The organism is Brevibacillus antibioticus, from assembly GCF_005217615.1.
GTDB lineage: Bacteria > Bacillota > Bacilli > Brevibacillales > Brevibacillaceae > Brevibacillus > Brevibacillus antibioticus.
Window position 1 is genome coordinate 5,411,167 of record NZ_SZNK01000001.1, and the last position, 19,102, is coordinate 5,430,268.

The 19,102-nt window shown below is 41.5% G+C and carries 15 protein-coding genes; 14 read left to right on the top strand and 1 reads right to left on the bottom strand.

All coding sequences use genetic code 11. From position 1 onward, the window contains the following. Window positions 1–36: 36 nt before the first annotated feature. The 13 genes from E8L90_RS26140 (at window position 37) to fliT (ending at window position 12,143) form a co-directional block, all read left to right on the top strand. Complete coding sequence (locus tag E8L90_RS26140) at window positions 37–642, top strand: hypothetical protein (RefSeq protein ID WP_137032067.1); 606 nt, start codon at window positions 37–39, stop codon at window positions 640–642. Beyond that, a complete protein-coding gene (locus E8L90_RS26145) occupies window positions 629–2,488 on the top strand; it encodes a motility associated factor glycosyltransferase family protein (protein WP_137032069.1) in 1,860 nt (619 codons plus the stop codon). The genes E8L90_RS26140 and E8L90_RS26145 overlap by 14 nt, the downstream gene beginning before the upstream one ends. Then, window positions 2,488–3,498, top strand: a complete 1,011-nt coding sequence (locus tag E8L90_RS26150; protein WP_137032071.1) for an NAD-dependent 4,6-dehydratase LegB — start codon at window positions 2,488–2,490, stop codon at window positions 3,496–3,498. The genes E8L90_RS26145 and E8L90_RS26150 overlap by 1 nt, the downstream gene beginning before the upstream one ends. After that, window positions 3,495–4,676, top strand: coding sequence for a LegC family aminotransferase (locus tag E8L90_RS26155; protein ID WP_137032073.1), 1,182 nt, complete (start codon window positions 3,495–3,497; stop codon window positions 4,674–4,676). Before E8L90_RS26150 ends, E8L90_RS26155 begins: the two co-directional genes overlap by 4 nt. Next, window positions 4,669–5,841 (top strand): UDP-N-acetylglucosamine 2-epimerase, encoded by a 1,173-nt coding sequence (gene neuC, locus E8L90_RS26160; protein WP_137032075.1) that lies wholly within the window; start codon window positions 4,669–4,671, stop codon window positions 5,839–5,841. The genes E8L90_RS26155 and neuC overlap by 8 nt, the downstream gene beginning before the upstream one ends. Window positions 5,842–5,998: 157 nt before the next feature. Beyond that, window positions 5,999–7,078 carry an N-acetylneuraminate synthase gene (gene neuB / locus E8L90_RS26165; RefSeq protein WP_137032077.1) on the top strand — a complete coding sequence of 360 codons (1,080 nt, stop codon included), beginning with the start codon at window positions 5,999–6,001 and terminating at the stop codon, window positions 7,076–7,078. Beyond that, window positions 7,075–7,695, top strand: coding sequence for an acetyltransferase (locus tag E8L90_RS26170; protein WP_137032079.1), 621 nt, complete (start codon window positions 7,075–7,077; stop codon window positions 7,693–7,695). The genes neuB and E8L90_RS26170 overlap by 4 nt, the downstream gene beginning before the upstream one ends. 27 nt (window positions 7,696–7,722) lie before the next feature. After that, window positions 7,723–8,772 carry a nucleotidyltransferase family protein gene (locus E8L90_RS26175; RefSeq protein WP_137032080.1) on the top strand — a complete coding sequence of 350 codons (1,050 nt, stop codon included), beginning with the start codon at window positions 7,723–7,725 and terminating at the stop codon, window positions 8,770–8,772. Continuing rightward, entirely contained in the window at window positions 8,769–9,479 is a 711-nt protein-coding gene (locus E8L90_RS26180; RefSeq protein ID WP_137032082.1) for an acylneuraminate cytidylyltransferase family protein, read from the top strand. Before E8L90_RS26175 ends, E8L90_RS26180 begins: the two co-directional genes overlap by 4 nt. Before the next feature lie 56 nt (window positions 9,480–9,535). Next, the gene (gene flaG, locus E8L90_RS26185) at window positions 9,536–9,895 is read left to right on the top strand and encodes a flagellar protein FlaG (protein ID WP_244297388.1); all 360 of its coding nucleotides are present in this window, start codon (window positions 9,536–9,538) and stop codon (window positions 9,893–9,895) included. Between the two features lie 12 nt (window positions 9,896–9,907). Beyond that, window positions 9,908–11,380 (top strand): flagellar filament capping protein FliD, encoded by a 1,473-nt coding sequence (fliD, locus tag E8L90_RS26190; protein ID WP_137032084.1) that lies wholly within the window; start codon window positions 9,908–9,910, stop codon window positions 11,378–11,380. A gap of 15 nt (window positions 11,381–11,395) precedes the next feature. Further along, on the top strand, window positions 11,396–11,773 hold the full coding sequence (gene fliS / locus E8L90_RS26195; protein WP_137032086.1) for a flagellar export chaperone FliS: 378 nt from the start codon (window positions 11,396–11,398) through the stop codon (window positions 11,771–11,773). A 10-nt stretch (window positions 11,774–11,783) separates the two neighbouring features. After that, window positions 11,784–12,143, top strand: a complete 360-nt coding sequence (fliT, locus tag E8L90_RS26200; protein ID WP_137032088.1) for a flagellar protein FliT — start codon at window positions 11,784–11,786, stop codon at window positions 12,141–12,143. A 37-nt stretch (window positions 12,144–12,180) separates the two neighbouring features. Here the strand turns inward: fliT and E8L90_RS26205 are convergent, their stop codons facing one another. Then, a complete protein-coding gene (locus E8L90_RS26205) occupies window positions 12,181–12,357 on the bottom strand; it encodes a putative motility protein (RefSeq protein ID WP_137032090.1) in 177 nt (58 codons plus the stop codon). Window positions 12,358–12,894: 537 nt separating this feature from the next. Here E8L90_RS26205 and E8L90_RS26210 point away from each other — a divergent pair. After that, the gene (locus E8L90_RS26210) at window positions 12,895–18,840 is read left to right on the top strand and encodes a hypothetical protein (RefSeq protein WP_137032092.1); all 5,946 of its coding nucleotides are present in this window, start codon (window positions 12,895–12,897) and stop codon (window positions 18,838–18,840) included. The last annotated feature ends 262 nt before the right edge of the window (window positions 18,841–19,102 follow it).

A 19,102-nucleotide genomic window follows, 5' to 3' on the forward strand; every position in this document is an offset into this window, starting at 1 on the left:
GATAAGGATAATAAGAGTCAAGTCATGGAGGTAATTATGAAACTTTTAATATCGGATAAGGAACTCTATTTTGACAATGTAAATATATCTTCTTCCACTCTTATTGGGAAGATTTTGGAAGAGGCGGAGCGTCACGAGCAAATTTTTAGTCATATAATAGTGGATGGCATTGAAGTTTTCGAAAATATAGAAGAATATATAGAAGACCATCTTCAAACAATAAACTATATAGAATTGAAATTTATTACTTTGGACGAACTGGTTATGGGGATCATGCAATCAACTTCTGAGTATGTAGAGCGTGCTTTGCCTGAATTACGACTACTATCCGAAGAGTGTTATCAAGATCCAGGAGCATCTACATGGGGGAAACTTGAACAGTTGATGGAAGGGATTCAGTGGTTTGAACAAACAGCGAATTTTATCCTGCAAAATCAGGAGAAGCTTATTCAAATTCAGATTGATCCCAAATTTTTCTCATTTACTAATGAGGTTAAAATTATCAGTGAGGCTGTTGAAGGGAAAGACTTCATTTTATTGGGGGACATCGTTCAATATGAAATAATCCCCAAATTCGACGCCTTGTCAGATCAGATAAGTACCATCATTTCGAAAGAGGTTCAAGCCTATGATATTAATTGATAATGTAAACATAATGAAAAATAGATTCCCGAAGTGCTGGAGCTTGGTTGAAAACTTCGAAGGAACTGCGCAAGAAATACAAATGGAAACTACTAAGTCTGCTAATCTAACCTTCTCTATTGCGAATGAGTCAGGAAAAATGTATATACATAGCAAATATGATCCTTTGACAGAAGCAGAAAAAGTCGTCGCCAACTTTCCAGAGATTAACGACAGTAAGCATGTCTTTTTCTATGGAATTGGTCTTGGGTACCATATAGAAGCTTTCTGCGAAAAGTATCCTAAAGTTTCTTTCTCTGTCTATGAGCCAAATCTCTCCATTTTTAAAGCACTACTCTCAAATAAAAAAATCGAAAAATGGAATTATAAATTTTTGAGGAATTTGTACGCAGGTGAGGATTTTTCAAGTAATTTAAAGCATTTCATAGATGTAGTCAATGACGAGGTAATGCTTATCGTGTTACCAAGCTACGAGAGAGCTTTTAAGCAAGAAACGAGTGAATTTCTGAAAGAATTTCGGAATGCGGTTTTTAACAAAGGAGCAGCAATCGTAGCAAATAAGATATTCTCGAAAAGAAATACGATAAATACTGTCATTAACTTACCTAAAACAATAAGCACGCCAAATTTGATCCATGAACAATCTCCGGACTTTCATGGAAAGCCTGCGATTCTCGTTGCGGCAGGACCGTCTTTGGATCAAGAATATGAAAACTTGCGCGCTATAAAGGAAAAAGGTTCTGCATATATTTTTTCGGTAGGGTCTGCTATTAATTCATTGATAGAGCAAGGGATATATCCAGATGCCGCATGTTCGTATGATGGTAGTGAAAAAAACCAACATGTTTTTTCGAAAGTTATTGAACAAGGAATAACAGATATTCCGTTGATCTATGGTAGTACCGTTGGGTTTGAAACATTACAAAAATACCCTGGTGAAATGGCGAACTTTTTGGTAGCCCGTGACTATTTATCCTCTTATGTATTAAAGAGAATGGATGGGGAAAATCTTGAATTTGTATCACCATCAAAATCAATTGCAATCATAACCTTAGAACTGCTGTACAAACTTGGATGTCATCCAATTATTTTAGTGGGGCAAAATCTTGCCTATCTGGAAGAACGTTCTTATGCACAAGGGATGATATTTAATAATGAATTAACAGAAACACAGAAAGAAACGGCGATCGTTGTAAAAGATGTCCAAGGAAATGACGTGCTTACAAATAGAGGGTTGGATACTTTTAGAAAGGAAATGGAGCAGGTAATTAGTCAGCTCCCAAACGTTAATGTTATAAACACTACTAAACGAGGCGCTCATATAGAAGGCACCACATTTATCCCACTCGATGAGGTCATGAAGGAATCGCTGCCCCAAGAAAGAGTAGTGGGTACGGAATGGATTCATTCAATTACGAGTAATTATTCTATAGATTATTTCAATGAGCAGATAGCCAAGTTAGAAAGTGAATATAATAAGTTATTGCGAATAATAGGGACATTTAATGATTTGATAGAGGCGATGAACAAATCTATTCAAACATTGAATAGTAAACAGCTTTCTAAACTGTTTAATCAATTCGATAGTAATTTTGATAAAATGCAAGAGAATGTTTATTACCATATTTTCGTGCAGCCCATGAATATTTTGAAGTTCGAATCTGTAATGAAAATGTTCGCTGAAGTAAGATTTGGTCAAAATGATTTTAGTAAAGCTAAGCGTGTTGTGAAGGAGTTTAGCCAATATCTCGAAGAGTGCCAAGCAGATATGGAAACAGTAAAACCATTACTGGAGCAATCTGTTCGAGAAATCACGACTAAAGACATGAATGTGGAGCAAATATGATGACACAACAGAGAAAAAAAATCCTTGTAACAGGTGCTGATGGTTTTATCGGCTCTCATTTGACAGAAGAGCTAGTTCGCCAAGGACACGATGTTAAAGCTTTTGTTAACTATAATTCCTTCAATTCTTGGGGATGGTTGGACTATTCCCCTAAAAAAATAGTCGATGAGCTGGAAGTCTTCCCTGGAGATATTCGCGATCCTCATGGTGTCAAAAAGGCGATGCAGGGTTGTGATATCGTCCTACATTTAGCTGCACTAATTGCTATTCCATTTTCCTACCATTCACCTGATACTTACATAGACACAAATATAAAAGGCACGCTCAATATTTTGCAAGCCGCACGTGAACTGGAAGTCGAAAAAGTTGTGCATACTTCTACCAGTGAAGTATATGGTACGGCGAAATTTGTACCAATTACAGAAGAGCACCCTTTACAAGGGCAATCACCATATTCTGCAAGTAAAATCGGCGCTGATCAACTAGCACTGTCGTTTTATAGTTCGTTCAATCTTCCAGTTTCGATTATTCGCCCATTTAACACCTATGGTCCAAGACAATCAGCACGTGCCGTAATCCCAACTATTATTACGCAAATCGCAAGTGGTGAGCGCAAGATTCGTTTGGGATCGCTGCATCCGACAAGGGATTTCAATTATGTGAAGGATACAGTCTCAGGTTTTATTTCTGTTGCTCAATCCGACAAATCGGTGGGAGAAGTAATTAATATAGGTAGTAACTACGAGGTTTCTATTGGTCAAACCGCAACTTTGATTGCAGAATTAATGGGGCAAGATATTGAAATTCTTACTGACGATCAGCGTATACGTCCTGATAAGAGTGAAGTAGAAAGACTGTGGGCAGATAATACGAAAGCCAAGAAACTGCTCGGTTGGGCGCCATCATATAGCGATGTGGATGGATTAAAACGTGGTTTGTCAGAGACGATCGATTGGTTTACGGAACCATCTAATTTGCGCCAGTATAAGGCGGGGATCTACAACCTATGAGACAGGGAAACATAGTCGAAAAAATTGGCTCAACGATTAAAGGATGTATGCCATCCGACAAAGCGTTTATTGCACTTCATGAACCTGTTTTTCAAGGAAACGAATGGAATTACGTGAAGGAATGTCTCGATACAGGATGGGTTTCGTCAGTAGGGAAGTATGTAGATCGTTTTGAAGAGATGCTTTGTGAATACACGGGAGTAAAGCGCGCTGTAGCCGTTGTAAATGGTACGGCCGCTTTGCATATTTGCCTGAAATTAGTTGGTGTTGAACGAAATGATGAGGTTCTTCTCCCAGCTCTTACTTTTATAGCGACCGCAAATGCGATTTCGTACACTGGTGCGATCCCTCACTTTGTTGATAGTTGTCATAAAACGCTAGGATTAGATCCAAAAAAACTGGGGGAGTATCTCCAGGAAATTGCCGAAGTGAAAAATGATGGTTGTTATAATAAGCAAACAGGTAGACGGATAAAAGCGGTAGTTCCTATGCATACGTTTGGACATCCGGTTGATCTGGATACTTTGATGGAAGTATGTGATCGTTTCCGGTTGGAGCTCATAGAAGACGCAGCAGAATCGTTAGGGTCATTTTATAAAGGACGTCACACAGGAAATTGGGGACGAGTATCTGCGTTAAGCTTCAATGGGAATAAAATCACGACAACAGGTGGAGGTGGCGCCATTTTAACCAATGATGAGGAATTGGGAAAGTGGGCTAAGCACCTTACTACTACAGCAAAGTTACCCCATAAGTGGGAATTTGTTCATGACGAAATTGGCTATAATTACAGGATGCCGAACATCAATGCTGCTCTGGGGTGTGCACAATTAGAGAGATTACCGGATTTGGTAAAGCAAAAAAGAATGTTGGCTACGGTGTATCAACAAGCATTCTCAACTGTAGAGGGAGTCGTATTTTTTTCCGAGCCAGATTTTGCGGTAAGTAATTATTGGCTAAATGCTATAAAGTTGGCGCCAGAATGGAGTCATCTGCGAGATGAGATCTTACAAACGACGAATGAACAGGGCTTGATGACAAGACCAATATGGAAGCTGCTATGTGATCTTGGTATGTACGAGGGGGTACCGAAAATGGATCTTACAGTAGCGAGAGAGTTAGAAAGTACGATTATTAATATTCCGAGCAGTGCCTTTTTGGGGGCTGCTTATGTCTAAAAGAAAAATATGCGTGGTTACAGGGACTCGTGCGGAATATGGCCTTCTCTATTGGTTGATGAGAGAAATCCAAGAAGATCAGGATTTGCAGTTGCAAATTGTGGCGACCGGTATGCATTTATCTCCGGAGTTTGGTTCTACCTATCGAATCATCGATCAAGATGGATTTAATATTGATGAAAAGGTTGAAATGCTACTGTCAAGTGATACGCCAGTGGGAATTGCAACATCCATGGGAGTAGCTACGATTGGTTTTGCCAACGCCTTTGAAAGATTAAAGCCAGATATTGTTGTAGTCCTGGGGGACAGGTTTGAAATTTTAGCGTGCGCTCAGGCAGCTATGGTAGCCCGTATACCTATCGCCCATTTACATGGTGGAGAGAGGACAGAGGGAGTAATCGATGAAGCGATTCGCCACGCTGTTACAAAAATGGCCCATCTACATTTTGTTGCTGCAGACGAATATAGAAAAAGGGTTATTCAATTGGGAGAAAGACCTGAAAGAGTGTTTAATGTAGGAGCAATAGGAGTTGATCAAATTAAGAACCTCCATTTGCTCAATAAAAAGGAATTTGAGAACTCCATTCAATTCGAATTAGGCCCGGTAAACTTTCTAGTTACCTATCATCCTGTCACTCTTAATAAAGAAGGCTCTGAGTGCTATGTCCATGAAATATTTACAGCACTAGATGAGTTTCCAGATGCGAAGATAATATTCACCAAACCAAATTCTGATACTGACGGTCGAGTAATCTCTCGTATGATTGATGAGTATGTGCATCGCAATTCGCAAAGAGCAGCGGCTTATACCTCATTGGGGCAACTCAGATATTTAAGCGCAATCAATCATTGTAATCTTGTAATCGGTAATTCATCTAGCGGATTGATTGAAGTACCGTATTTTAAAAAACCAACTATTAATATTGGCAATAGACAACAGGGGCGGATAAAACCGTTTTCTGTTATTGACTGTATAGAATCTAGTATCGAAATTAAAGAGGCAATTCATAAAGGACTTTCAGAATCGTTTCAGGTAAGTATACAAAATATGACCTCTCCCTATGGTGAGGGAGACGTATCCAGTAAGGTTAAGAATGTACTAAAACAGGTAAACCTTGAAAAGTTACTTGTAAAATCTTTTCACGATATTGGTGGCGTATTTTGAAGACCATTTGAGTGAGGCCAATTAAGCAAATGGTTGATTGAATTCGAGATCGGCACCCAGATGTGGGTGCGCATTGTTTTTTTATGCTAATAAGTGAGAGAACAGCAGTCGGATGTAAAGCATCAGAAACTTTCATGTTGCTTAAAGAGGTGTGGTAATGAATAAAACATTTATCATTGCTGAAGCAGGTGTAAACCACAACGGCTCCTTGGATTTGGCAAAGGAATTAGTATATCGTGCTGCAGAAGCAGGTGCAGATGCTGTAAAGTTTCAGACGTTTCATGCCGAAAAAATAATTAGCAAGTATGCTGATAAGGCTGATTATCAAAAGAAGACGACCGGAAATGATGAAACACAATTGGAAATGGTAAAAAGACTAGAGATGGATCAGCGTATGCATGAGGAGCTTGTGAAATGTTGTAAAGAGAGTCGTATTCAATTTCTCTCAACGCCATTTGATCTTGAAAGTGTCGATTTACTGGCAAACGAAATTAAAGTCGATCAATTGAAAATCCCATCGGGGGAAATTACAAACGCTCCGCTATTGCTAAAAGCTGCTCAAACGCAGCTCCCCATTATTCTTTCAACAGGTATGAGTACACTGGGAGATATTGAGGATGCCCTTGGAGTTCTCGCATTTGGTTACTTGTTTGATAAAAACGAAGAACTGTCCAAAGATCAGTTTGAAAAAGCCTTCTTTGGGGCAGAGGGGCAACGAGTACTGCGAGAAAAAATTACGTTACTGCATTGCACAACGGAGTATCCTGCTCCATATGAGGATGTTAATTTGCGAGTTTTAGAGACCTTGCAACAAGCATTTGGATTAACTGTCGGCTTGTCTGATCATACTGCTGGGATTGCTGTCCCAATTGCAGCTGTAGCTTGCGGTGCTCGTGTTATTGAAAAGCATTTCACATTGGACAAAAATCTGCCTGGGCCAGACCATAAGGCATCGGTTGAACCTGATGAGTTAAAGCAAATGATAGATTCTATTCGTCAAGTCGAAAAAGCATTAGGAATTTCGACAAAACTCCCAACTATGTCAGAATGGAAGAATAGAGGGATTGTCAGAAAAAGTATCGTAGCTTCCAGATCAATCAAAAAGGGTGAGTTATTCTCAGATGAGAATCTCACCACCAAACGTCCGGGAACAGGCATTTCTCCGATGCATTATTGGGAGTGGATCGGAAAGGTTGCCACTCGTGATTATGAAGCTGATGAGATGTTACAACCATGAGGTCGTACATTGTTCTTGGGGGTGGCGGTCATGCCAAGGTACTTATGGAGATCTTGCGGTTAAGAGGGCTTGATGTGCTTGGTTATACCGATCCCCACTCATCGGTACCAATAGGTGATTCACAATGTCTGGGTAACGATGACCTTGTAGAAAGTTATTCACCAGAAACAATCCTCTTGGTCAATGGACTGGGGTCAGTTGGGGACAATCGGAAGCGGAAGCAGATATTCGAATCATGGAAAGAAAAGGGCTACTCTTTCGCTACAGTTATTCATCCATCAGCTATTCTTTCTCCAGACGTGGTCCTGGGAGAAGGGGTGCAGGTCATGGCTGGTGTGATCATACAGACGGGTACAAAGATTGGTGTCAATTCAATTGTCAACACACGTGCAACGATTGATCACGATGCGAAGATCGGGCATCATGCTCACATTGCTCCAGGCGCTATATTGTCAGGAAATGTAACAGTCCAAGATGGTGCTCATCTAGGGACAGGTGTAACCGTCATCCAGGGTGTATCGATCGGGAAAAACAGCATAGTAGGGGCAGGAGCTGTAGTCGTAAAAGATGTTGAAGAGAATGTCACGGTGGCCGGAGTCCCTGCACGAAGGCTGTGAAAAGAAGCAACCAGAAAGGTGTGACGATTGGTGAACTGGAGAGACCTATTGGTATCACCGAATACGCCTATCCTCAATACGCTTGAAATAATTGATAGAAATGCTCGTCAAATTGCCTTGGTGGCGGATGAGAGCGGAAGACTCCTAGGAACGGTTACAGATGGAGATATCCGACGTGGATTGTTAAAGGGTAAAGCTCTAGAAGATCCGACCTCAACGATCATGAACCCTTTTCCAACTGTTGCTTCTCCTTATGATTCTCGTGAGAACATACTTGCACTAATGAAAATCAAGCAGATTCATCAAATTCCTATTGTAGACGAGGATGGCAAGATTGTTCAGGTAGAGATGCTCAATGATTTATTGCGCCCTACCAAAAAAGATAACTGGGTAGTACTAATGGCTGGGGGACTTGGAACAAGACTTTATCCTCTTACACATGACTGCCCCAAGCCATTATTAAAAGTGGGAAATAAACCTTTATTGGAGACCATTTTGCAAAGTTTCATCGAGCAGGGTTTCCACAAGTTTTATATCTCTGTTAATTACAAGGCTGAAATGATCCAGGATTACTTTGGTGACGGTAGTCAATGGGGTGTTACCATTCACTATCTGCAGGAAAAAGAATCCTTGGGAACTGCGGGGGCACTCAGTTTATTGCCGGAACTACCGAAAGATCCTTTTTTTGTTATGAATGGTGATTTGTTGACGAAAGTGAATTTCGATCAGCTTCTCGACTTTCACAAGACCTATCAAGCTCAAGCAACGATGTGTGTGAGGGAATACGATCACCAGATTCCATATGGAGTTGTTACTTTAGAAAAACAAAAGCTTGTAGCTATGGAGGAAAAGCCAACTCAGCGCTTTTTTGTAAACGCAGGTATATATGTCCTGAGTCCAGGTGCTCTAAAGAATATTCCGCATAACCGGTATTTGGACATGCCCAGCCTGTTTGAGCAGTTGATGAAAGAAGAGCAACAAACAATAGCCTTCCCAATACGCGAATACTGGCTAGATATTGGACGTATGGCTGATTTCGAGCGAGCAAATATGGAATTTGCGGAGGTATTCGGATGATCCAGAATAAGTCGGTGCTGGCAATGATTCCTGCGCGTGGAGGCTCCAAGGGAGTATCCAGAAAAAATATCCGCCAATTGTCAGATAAACCGCTGATTGCCTGGTCCATTGAGGAAGCAAAGAAATCGAAATACATAGACCGTTTGGTTGTTTCTACAGAGGATATAGAAATAGCAGAAATCGCGAAAGCGTGGGGGGCTGAAATCCCATTTATGCGTCCGATGGAGTTGGCACTTGACACTACTCCAGGGATCGATCCAGTGCTGCATACCATCGAGATGCTCCCTAATTATGATTATATAGTTATGCTGCAGCCAACCTCTCCACTTCGAACCGCAGAGGATATTGATAGATGCCTGGAATGTTGTATCAATCAGGATGCAAACGCTTGTGTTTCTGTAACATTGACGGATAAATCTCCTTACTGGATGTACCAACTATCAGAGGAAAATGCACTGTTGCCAGTCATCGTCTCAGATAAACCTGTTCTTAGAAGACAAGATGCACCGGACGTGTATGTGCTGAATGGGGCAGTCTATGTAGCCAGAACATCGTGGCTCAAGAACACTAAATCTTTTTTGCATGAAGAAACGATTGGATACCCTATGCCGAAGGATCGGTCGGTAGACGTCGATACAATGATGGATATTTTAATCATTGAAACAATTCTGAGAGAAAAGAAAAAGTCTGGTGCGAAAAGTAAATGACATGTCACTTTTTTCCGATACTAGTGGTAAAGGGAACCATTAGGGGAGGAAAAGGTGTGAGTATCCAAGGGAGCAACATGGCAGGGAACACGAAAATTCCTTATGCCGACAAGTTTCAAGGAATGGGGAGCAATTCAACAACCCAATCTGGAGACGCGCAAGTCACGGAAAATCATCCAGAGAAAAAACATACGCGTGCGGATTTAGAGAGGGAAGTAGAGAGTTTGAACAAGTTTATGCAGTCGAGCACTACACATCTCAAATTTACGCTGCATGAAAAGCTCAACGAATACTATGTTCAGGTCGTCAGTGATCATGACAACACAGTAGTACGTGAGATTCCATCAAAGAAAATGATGGATATGGTAGCACAAATGCACGAGATGATCGGTTTGCTTGTAGACGAAAAGCGATAGGGGGTAAGGAAAATGGGTATACGTATTTCCGGTATGGCATCTGGAATGGATACAGAAAAAATGATAAAGGACTTGATGAAAGCACAGCGTGAGCCAGTCAACCGACTGCAGCGAAGCAAATCGTCAATCGAATGGAAGCGAGATGCCTATAGGGAGATGAACACACTCCTGGCTGATTTGCAAAGTTCTTTGAAAAATCTTCGTTTGTCCAGTAGCTTTAATAAGAAAGTAGCTTCTTCAGAAAATGATAGTATTGTTTCTGCTACGTCAAAAGGTAATCCGGCTATGTCTTCCTATACTGTCGAGGTAATTGAGCTTGCGAAGGCAAGCACACCGCCAAAACTTGAAATTGATATGGGAACAACGGACCTCAAGACAAAAAGTGATTTGGACTATACACTGACCCTTCAAAAAGGAACAGAATCAAAAGAGATTAACATAACAACGAATGATTCTTTAGAGAATATCATTAGTAAAATTAATACCTCGAACATGGGAATAAAGGCGACTTTTTACAACGGAAAATTGGTTATGGCTTCAGAGGATGGACAGACATTTAATATTGCCAGTAATGGTACAGGAAACAATTTCAATTTAAATGATGCGGCTTCTTCTGCCGAATCAGGTGGTGCGGAAGCGGTCTTCAAAATCAATGGAGTAGAATATAAATCGAAGACCAATAACGTCTCGTTTGATGGGATTGATTTCACATTAAAACAAAAAAATGTGGGTAATCCAATTATTGTTAATACAAAAACAGATGTAGACTCTGTTTTCAACATGGTTAAAGATTTTGTCGATAAATATAATACCATCATTGATGTAATGAACAAAAAAATATCGGAGCCAAAGTATAAGTCATATCAGCCGTTGTTAGACGAAGAGAAAGAAGCCCTGCCCGAAAAGACGGCAGAAAAGATGGAAAACATGGCCAAAAGCGGCCTTCTTCTTCGTGACCCTATTTTAACAAGCGGATTGCACGAAATGAGGCGTGCTCTCAGTACACCACTTCAGGGAGCAGGAGTAAAAACAGCTTTTGATACACTTTCTGAGATCGGTATAGGTGGCCCTCCTTCGGGGAAGAACGCTTATCAGGAGAATGGAAAGCTGTATATTAATGAGAATAAGCTTCGTGAAGCGATTCGCAACAATGGTGACGATGTGGCCAAGCTGTTTACCAACTTCAGTGGCGATAGCAATGCGGCTACAAAGTACAGAGAAAGCGGCGTTGCAGAAAGACTTTATAGCGAATTAAATAAGGTTATTGACAAAGTTACTGAGCAAGCGGGAGCAACCGGAAAAGCATATGACGATAGTAGTCTTGGCAAAAAACTTAAGCAAACAGATGGCGATATCGACCGCTGGGAAGATCGCCTAAAAATGATCGAAAACCGTTACTGGAAGCAATTCACCGCGATGGAATCTGCGATGTCCAAAGCACAATCTCAAGGCTCTTGGTTTGCACAAATGCAGGGGCAACGATAACAGGGAGTGATGCAGATGTTACAAAATGCTGCTCAGACATACCAATCCAATCAGGTAACAACAGCTACTCCTGCTGATCTGACTTTGATGCTGTATAACGGAGCGCTTAAGTTTATTAAACAGACGAAAGCAGCTCTAGATGAAAAAGATATGGTAAAGGCCCACGAGGCATCTCTGAAAGTACAGAACATCCTTTACGAGCTCATGTCGACCTTGAACAATGACTACGATATATCCAAAGAGTTCTCCAAACTTTACGAGTATATGCTACAACGTACTGTTGAATCGAACATGCGTAAGGACGTAGAAATACTTCTGGAAGTAGAAGACCTATTTGTTCAATTCCGCGATACTTGGAAAGAGGCCATGCAGTTGGCCAAGAGACAAGGATAAGGTGCTCAACATGGAGAAGACAGTCGAAGGCTTGTTAGAAAACATACTAGCTACCACAATTCGTTTAGAACAAGTAGTGAGTGTAAAGGATTCTGAACCAGATGAATGGTTGGCTTTATTGGAAGAGCGAGAAAATCTAATTTCTCAACTTCAAAAGTTTAAGGTTGATAGTGAATCTCTATCCTCTACTCAAAAGCAACAGATGGAGCAAATATATGAAATCAATCAACGACTTATTCCATTGATAGATGTAAGAAAACAGGGTGTCCAGCAACAATTGAATAACGTCCAACGTAGCAAGCTCGCGATGAATTCTTACAACGAAGCGGGTCCAAACGGCTACGGTGCCTTTTTCGATCGGAAAAAGTAAAAAACGGCCGGGGAACCGGTCGTTTTCGTTTGAAAATTTATGCTCGAATATCGATCGTTTTACCAAGCGATGGATGACTAGCCTGTGCAGCTTGAATGTTATTTTGTACTTTTGCCAAACCCTCCAACATAATAGAAGCTTGCGCTTGTGCTGTCTCCTGTACCTGTTTCGTCAAACTAATAGTAATAGCTTGTTTTAATTGTACAGCATTCATTTTAGGGTCACCTCTTTGTTAAATTAGTCTTTCATTATGATTATCGTCATTTTTCCTTTCTTATTCAGTATTAGAATAAATTTAGTTTGAATAACGTGTTTTTCTTACTATGAAAAATTATAATTTTGACTCACTAATTCTCGTGGAAAGGATGGTTTCTTCCATTCCAATAAAAAAATTAATTAAATTATATATCTCTATCTAAAGTCCCTAATGAAATAATCCGATAGATATAAATGAGTAGAGGTAAATTACGATGTTGGGAACCATGATGATGTTTTCACGATTATATTTTTCTAAAATTCACATCACCATGGAGAACAATACTTGGGATTAATTCTGAATCCCAACAGAATTATTATTTCAAATTTGCAAAAGAGCTGTCTGGTCTAAATGGGGGGGATACTATAAGGTTGCTTGAAGCATCTAAAACAGAACGTGACCAGATAATTAAGAAGATATTTATTTAAGTAACTAGAATAACAAAGTATTTCGAGCATGAATATACGAAATTTCTATGTAGGAGGGAGCATTCCCATGTTGAAAAAAGAAAGCAAAAAAGCCATTGCAACGATACTTTTAGGTTCCACTCTCGCATTTGGACCATTTGCGAGTGCTTATGCAGCACCAGTAAAAGTAGAATGGGATCCGAGTAAAGTAACGATCACTAACAATGTAGGTAAAGCCGATACAGTAAAAATCGAGGACCTTGTAGAGGGCGCGATTGTAAAAATTTACGACAAAGCTACTGGTGGAAAATTGCTTGGCACAACAACTGTTGCAAAAGGAAAGACAGAAGCTCTGATCAGCATTCCTAACTTGGGTGAAGCCGAAGGTAAAATTTTCGTTTCTGTGACAATGGAATCTCCAACAGCAGAAATAGCGTTTGGTGCAGAAGCAGCATCCACAAAGCCAGGAGCAGATGACATTACTGTTCTCAACAATGTAGGTAAACCAGATACAGTAACGGTAAAAGCAGCAGAAGGATCTGTTGTTAAAGTATACGATGCAGCAACAGCAGGCAAAGTACTGGGAACTGTAACCGTAGCAAAAGGTAAAACCGAAGCGGCTATTAGCGTAGCACAGCTGGGTGCAGATGCCGGAAAAGTATATGTAACCGTAACAGAAGCAGGTAAAAAAGAGAGCGAACGTACGGAAAAAGCATTTGATGCAGAAGCGGCATCCACAAAGCTAGGAGCAGATGACATTACTGTTCTGAACAACGTAGGCAAAGCAGATACAGTAACAGTAAAAGCAACAGAAGGATCTGTTGTTAAAGTATACGATGCAGCAACAGCAGGCAAAGTACTAGGAACTGTAACCGTAGCAAAAGGTAAAACCGAAGCGGCTATTAGCGTAGCACAGCTGGGTGCAGATGCCGGAAAAGTATATGTAACCGTAACAGAAGCAGGTAAAAAAGAGAGCGAACGTACGGAAAAAGCATTTGATGCAGAAGCAGCATCTACAAAGCCAGGAGCAGATGACATTACTGTTCTGAACAACGTAGGTAAAGCAGATACAGTAACGGTAAAAGCAGCAGAAGGATCTGTTGTTAAAGTATACGATGCAGCAACAGCAGGCAAAGTACTGGGAACTGTAACCGTAGCAAAAGGTAAAACCGAAGGGGCTATTAGCGTAGCACAGCTGGGTGCAGATGCCGGAAAAGTATATGTAACCGTAACAGAAGCAGGTAAAAAAGAGAGCGAACGTACGGAAAAAGCATTTGATGCAGAAGCGGCATCCACAAAGCTAGGAGCAGATGACATTACTGTTCTGAACAACGTAGGCAAAGCAGATACAGTAACAGTAAAAGCAGCAGAAGGATCTGTTGTTAAAGTATACGATGCAGCAACAGCAGGCAAAGTACTGGGAACTGTAACCGTAGCAAAAGGTAAAACCGAAGCGGCTATTAGCGTAGCACAGCTGGGTGCAGATGCCGGAAAAGTATATGTAACCGTAACAGAAGCAGGTAAAAAAGAGAGCGAACGTACGGAAAAAGCATTTGATGCAGAAGCAGCATCTACAAAGCCAGGAGCAGATGACATTACTGTTCTGAACAACGTAGGTAAAGCAGATACAGTAACGGTAAAAGCAGCAGAAGGATCTGTTGTTAAAGTATACGATGCAGCAACAGCAGGCAAAGTACTGGGAACTGTAACCGTAGCAAAAGGTAAAACCGAAGGGGCTATTAGCGTAGCACAGCTGGGTGCAGATGCCGGAAAAGTATATGTAACCGTAACAGAAGCAGGTAAAAAAGAGAGCGAACGTACGGAAAAAGCATTTGATGCAGAAGCGGCATCCACAAAGCTAGGAGCAGATGACATTACTGTTCTGAACAACGTAGGCAAAGCAGATACAGTAACAGTAAAAGCAGCAGAAGGATCTGTTGTTAAAGTATACGATGCAGCAACAGCAGGCAAAGTACTGGGAACTGTAACCGTAGCAAAAGGTAAAACCGAAGCGGCTATTAGCGTAGCACAGCTGGGTGCAGATGCCGGAAAAGTATATGTAACCGTAACAGAAGCAGGTAAAAAAGAGAGCGAACGTACGGAAAAAGCATTTGATGCAGAAGCGTCATCCACAAAGCCAGGAGCAGATGACATTACTGTTCTGAACAACGTAGGTAAAGCAGATACAGTAACAGTAAAAGCAGCAGAAGGATCTGTTGTTAAAGTATACGATGCAGCAACAGCAGGCAAAGTACTGGGAACTGTAACCGTAGCAAAAGGTAAAACCGAAGCGGCTATTAGTGTAGCACAGCTGGGTGCAGATGCCGGAAAAGTATATGTAACCGTAACAGAAGCAGGTAAAAAAGAGAGCGAACGTACGGAAAAAGCATTTGATGCAGAAGCGTCATCCACAAAGCCAGGAGCAGATGACATTACTGTTCTGAACAATGTAGGTAAAGCCGATACCGTAACAGTAAAAGCAGCAGAAGGATCTGTTGTTAAAGTATACGATGCAGCAACAGCAGGCAAAGTACTGGGAACTGTAACCGTAGCAAAAGGTAAAACCGAAGCGGCTATTAGCGTAGCACAGCTGGGTGCAGATGCCGGAAAAGTATATGTAACCGTAACAGAAGCAGGTAAAAAAGAGAGCGAACGTACGGAAAAAGCATTTGATGCAGAAGCGTCATCCACAAAGCCAGGAGCAGATGACATTACTGTTCTGAACAACGTAGGTAAAGCAGATACAGTAACAGTAAAAGCAGCAGAAGGATCTGTTGTTAAAGTATACGATGCAGCAACAGCAGGCAAAGTACTGGGAACTGTAACCGTAGCAAAAGGTAAAACCGAAGCGGCTATTAGTGTAGCACAGCTGGGTGCAGATGCCGGAAAAGTATATGTAACCGTAACAGAAGCAGGTAAAAAAGAGAGCGAACGTACGGAAAAAGCATTTGATGCAGAAGCGTCATCCACAAAGCCAGGAGCAGATGACATTACTGTTCTGAACAATGTAGGTAAAGCCGATACCGTAACAGTAAAAGCAGCAGAAGGATCTGTTGTTAAAGTATACGATGCAGCAACAGCAGGCAAAGTACTGGGAACTGTAACCGTAGCAAAAGGTAAAACCGAAGCGGCTATTAGCGTAGCACAGCTGGGTGCAGATGCCGGAAAAGTATATGTAACCGTAACAGAAGCAGGTAAAAAAGAGAGCGAACGTACGGAAAAAGCATTTGATGCAGAAGCGTCATCCACAAAGCCAGGAGCAGATGACATTACTGTTCTGAACAACGTAGGTAAAGCAGATACAGTAACAGTAAAAGCAGCAGAAGGATCTGTTGTTAAAGTATACGATGCAGCAACAGCAGGCAAAGTACTGGGAACTGTAACCGTAGCAAAAGGTAAAACCGAAGCGGCTATTAGTGTAGCACAGCTGGGTGCAGATGCCGGAAAAGTATATGTAACCGTAACAGAAGCAGGTAAAAAAGAGAGCGAACGTACGGAAAAAGCATTTGATGCAGAAGCGTCATCCACAAAGCCAGGAGCAGATGACATTACTGTTCTGAACAATGTAGGTAAAGCCGATACCGTAACAGTAAAAGCAGCAGAAGGATCTGTTGTTAAAGTATACGATGCAGCAACAGCAGGCAAAGTACTGGGAACTGTAACCGTAGCAAAAGGTAAAACCGAAGCGGCTATTAGCGTAGCACAGCTGGGTGCAGATGCCGGAAAAGTATATGTAACCGTAACAGAAGCAGGTAAAAAAGAGAGCGAACGTACGGAAAAAGCATTTGATGCAGAAGCAGCATCTACAAAGCCAGGAGCAGATGACATTACTGTTCTGAACAACGTAGGTAAAGCAGATACAGTAACGGTAAAAGCAGCAGAAGGATCTGTTGTTAAAGTATACGATGCAGAAACCGCAGGCAAAGTGCTGGGAACTGTAACAGTAGCAGCTGGAAAAACTGAAGCTGTAGTAAGCGTTCCACAACTGGGCGGAGAAGCTGGCAAAGTATATGTAACGGTAACAGAAGCAGGTAAAAAAGAGAGCGAACGTATGGAAAAAGCGTTTGATGCAGAAGCGGCATCGACAAAGCCGGGAGCAGATGACATTACCGTTCTGAACAATGTAGGTAAAGCCGATACCGTAACAGTAAAAGCGGCAGAAGGCGCAATCGTCAAAGTATACGATGCAGCAACAGCAGGCAAAATGCTGGGAACTGTTACAGTAGCAAAAGGCAAAACCGAAGCGGCTATTAGCGTAGCACAGCTGGGTGCAGAGGCTGGCAAAGTATATGTAACGGTAACAGAAGCAGGTAAAAAAGAGAGCGAACGTACAGAAAAAGCGTTTGATGCGGAAGCAGCAACGACAGCACCAAAAGCAGATGAGATCACAGTTGTAAATAACGCGGGTAAAGCCGATACGGTAACAGTAACAGCAGCAGAAGGCACAATTGTCAAAGTATATGATGCAGCAACTGCAGGTAAAGTACTGGGAACTGTAACCGTAGCAAAAGGCAAAACCGAAGCGGTCATTACAGTAGCGCAACTGGGTGGAAACGCTGGAACAGTGTATGTATCTGCAACTGAAGCAGGTAAGCAAGAAAGTAGCCGTACCGAAAAAGGATATGAAGGCGAAGGTGCAACGACAGCACCAAAAGCAGATGACATTACCGTTCTGAACAATGTAGGTAAAGCAGACACCGTAACAGTAAAAGCAACAGAAGGATCTGTAGTCAAAGTATACGATGCAGCAACCGCAGGCAAAGTACTGGGAACAGCAACAGTAGCAGCAGGTAAATCCGAAGCGGCTATTAGCGTAGCACAGCTGGGTGCAGAGGCTGGCAAAGTATATGTAACGGTAACAGAATCCGGTAAAAAAGAGAGCGAACGCACAGACAAAGCGTTTGATGCAGAAGCAGTAACGACAGCACCAAAAGCAGATGAGATCACAGTTGTAAATAACGCGGGTAAAGCAGATACGGTAACAGTAACAGCAGCAGAAGGCACAATTGTCAAAGTATATGATGCAGCAACTGCAGGTAAAGTGCTGGGCACTGTTACAGTAGCAAAAGGCAAAACCGAAGCGGTCATTACAGTAGCGCAACTGGGTGGAAACGCTGGAACAGTGTATGTATCTGCAACTGAAGCAGGTAAGCAAGAAAGTAGCCGTACCGAAAAAGGATATGAAGGCGAAGGTGCAACGACAGCACCAAAATCTGATGAAATCGAAATTGTAAACAATGTAGGTAAAGCAGATACAGTGACCATCAAAGCAGCAGAAGGATCCGTTGTTAAAGTATATGATGCAGCAACAGCAGGCAAGATGCTGGGAACAGCAAAGGTAGCAGCAGGGAAAACAGAAGTGACAGTGAACATAACACAACTGGGTGGAGAAGCTGGATCAGTTTACGTGACTGTAACGGAAACAGGTAAACTCGAGAGCGAGCGTATCGAGAAAGCGTTTGAAGCAGAAGCAGTAGCTACAACGCCAAAAGCAGGTGACATCACCATTTCCAATAATGCTGGCAAAGCAGATACGGTAACAGTAACAGCAGAAGAAGGCACAATCGTAAAAGTATATGATGCTGCTACAGATGGAAAATTGTTGGGATATGCGACAGTAGCAAAAGGCAATTCTGAGGTAACAGTTAGCATTTCGCAGTTGGGTTCTGAAGCGGGAAGCGTATTTATCTCGTTAACTGAAGCTGGTAAAAAAGAAAGTGAACGTTTGGAAAAATCTTATGCTGCCGAAGAAGTAACTAAAGCGCCAGCAGTAGACGACATTGTTATTGCCAACAACGCAGGTAAAGCAGATACAATCACGGTAAAAAATCTTTCCTCTGGTGATATTGTAAAGGCGTATAAGGAAGGAACTACTACTGTTTTAGGAACGGTTACCGTTAGTGATGGTGGATCTGAGGCAATCATTAGAGTTACCCAACTCGGAGTAGATGCGGGTGCTGTTGAAATTACTGTTCAAAACCCTGGTAAAGTGGTAAGTGAAAAAGTAACAAAAGCATTTGACGCTGAACAATAATGTAAGTCAAAACTTAAATCAGCGATGATCATTGATTAGGTGTGTGAATTTCAAGACCCCTCAAGCATGTAAAGGTGCTAGAGGGGTTCTTTCATTAAATGGTATGCTATTAATAGCAATAGAAAAATTAAGCTACTAACCGGTTGCTCTTGACTATATGAAAATGCTGGCTGCTATAATGGTAAAATGAAAAACAGCCGATATACCAAGAGAAAACTAGTTATACAACAAGTACCACAGAGGAAGAAATTCAGGAAGGTGA

What these genes read in the sequence shown, in the direction of transcription:
- E8L90_RS26140 (WP_137032067.1), top strand. Translation starts at nt 37, where the DNA reads ATGAAACTTTTAATATCGGATAAGGAACTCTATTTTGACAATGTAAAT.
- E8L90_RS26145 (WP_137032069.1), top strand. Translation starts at nt 629, where the DNA reads ATGATATTAATTGATAATGTAAACATAATGAAAAATAGATTCCCGAAG.
- E8L90_RS26150 (WP_137032071.1), top strand. Translation starts at nt 2,488, where the DNA reads ATGACACAACAGAGAAAAAAAATCCTTGTAACAGGTGCTGATGGTTTT.
- E8L90_RS26155 (WP_137032073.1), top strand. Translation starts at nt 3,495, where the DNA reads ATGAGACAGGGAAACATAGTCGAAAAAATTGGCTCAACGATTAAAGGA.
- neuC (WP_137032075.1), top strand. Translation starts at nt 4,669, where the DNA reads ATGTCTAAAAGAAAAATATGCGTGGTTACAGGGACTCGTGCGGAATAT.
- neuB (WP_137032077.1), top strand. Translation starts at nt 5,999, where the DNA reads ATGAATAAAACATTTATCATTGCTGAAGCAGGTGTAAACCACAACGGC.
- E8L90_RS26170 (WP_137032079.1), top strand. Translation starts at nt 7,075, where the DNA reads ATGAGGTCGTACATTGTTCTTGGGGGTGGCGGTCATGCCAAGGTACTT.
- E8L90_RS26180 (WP_137032082.1), top strand. Translation starts at nt 8,769, where the DNA reads ATGATCCAGAATAAGTCGGTGCTGGCAATGATTCCTGCGCGTGGAGGC.
- fliD (WP_137032084.1), top strand. Translation starts at nt 9,908, where the DNA reads ATGGGTATACGTATTTCCGGTATGGCATCTGGAATGGATACAGAAAAA.
- fliS (WP_137032086.1), top strand. Translation starts at nt 11,396, where the DNA reads ATGTTACAAAATGCTGCTCAGACATACCAATCCAATCAGGTAACAACA.
- fliT (WP_137032088.1), top strand. Translation starts at nt 11,784, where the DNA reads ATGGAGAAGACAGTCGAAGGCTTGTTAGAAAACATACTAGCTACCACA.
- E8L90_RS26205 (WP_137032090.1), bottom strand. Translation starts at nt 12,357, where the DNA reads ATGAATGCTGTACAATTAAAACAAGCTATTACTATTAGTTTGACGAAA.
- E8L90_RS26210 (WP_137032092.1), top strand. Translation starts at nt 12,895, where the DNA reads ATGTTGAAAAAAGAAAGCAAAAAAGCCATTGCAACGATACTTTTAGGT.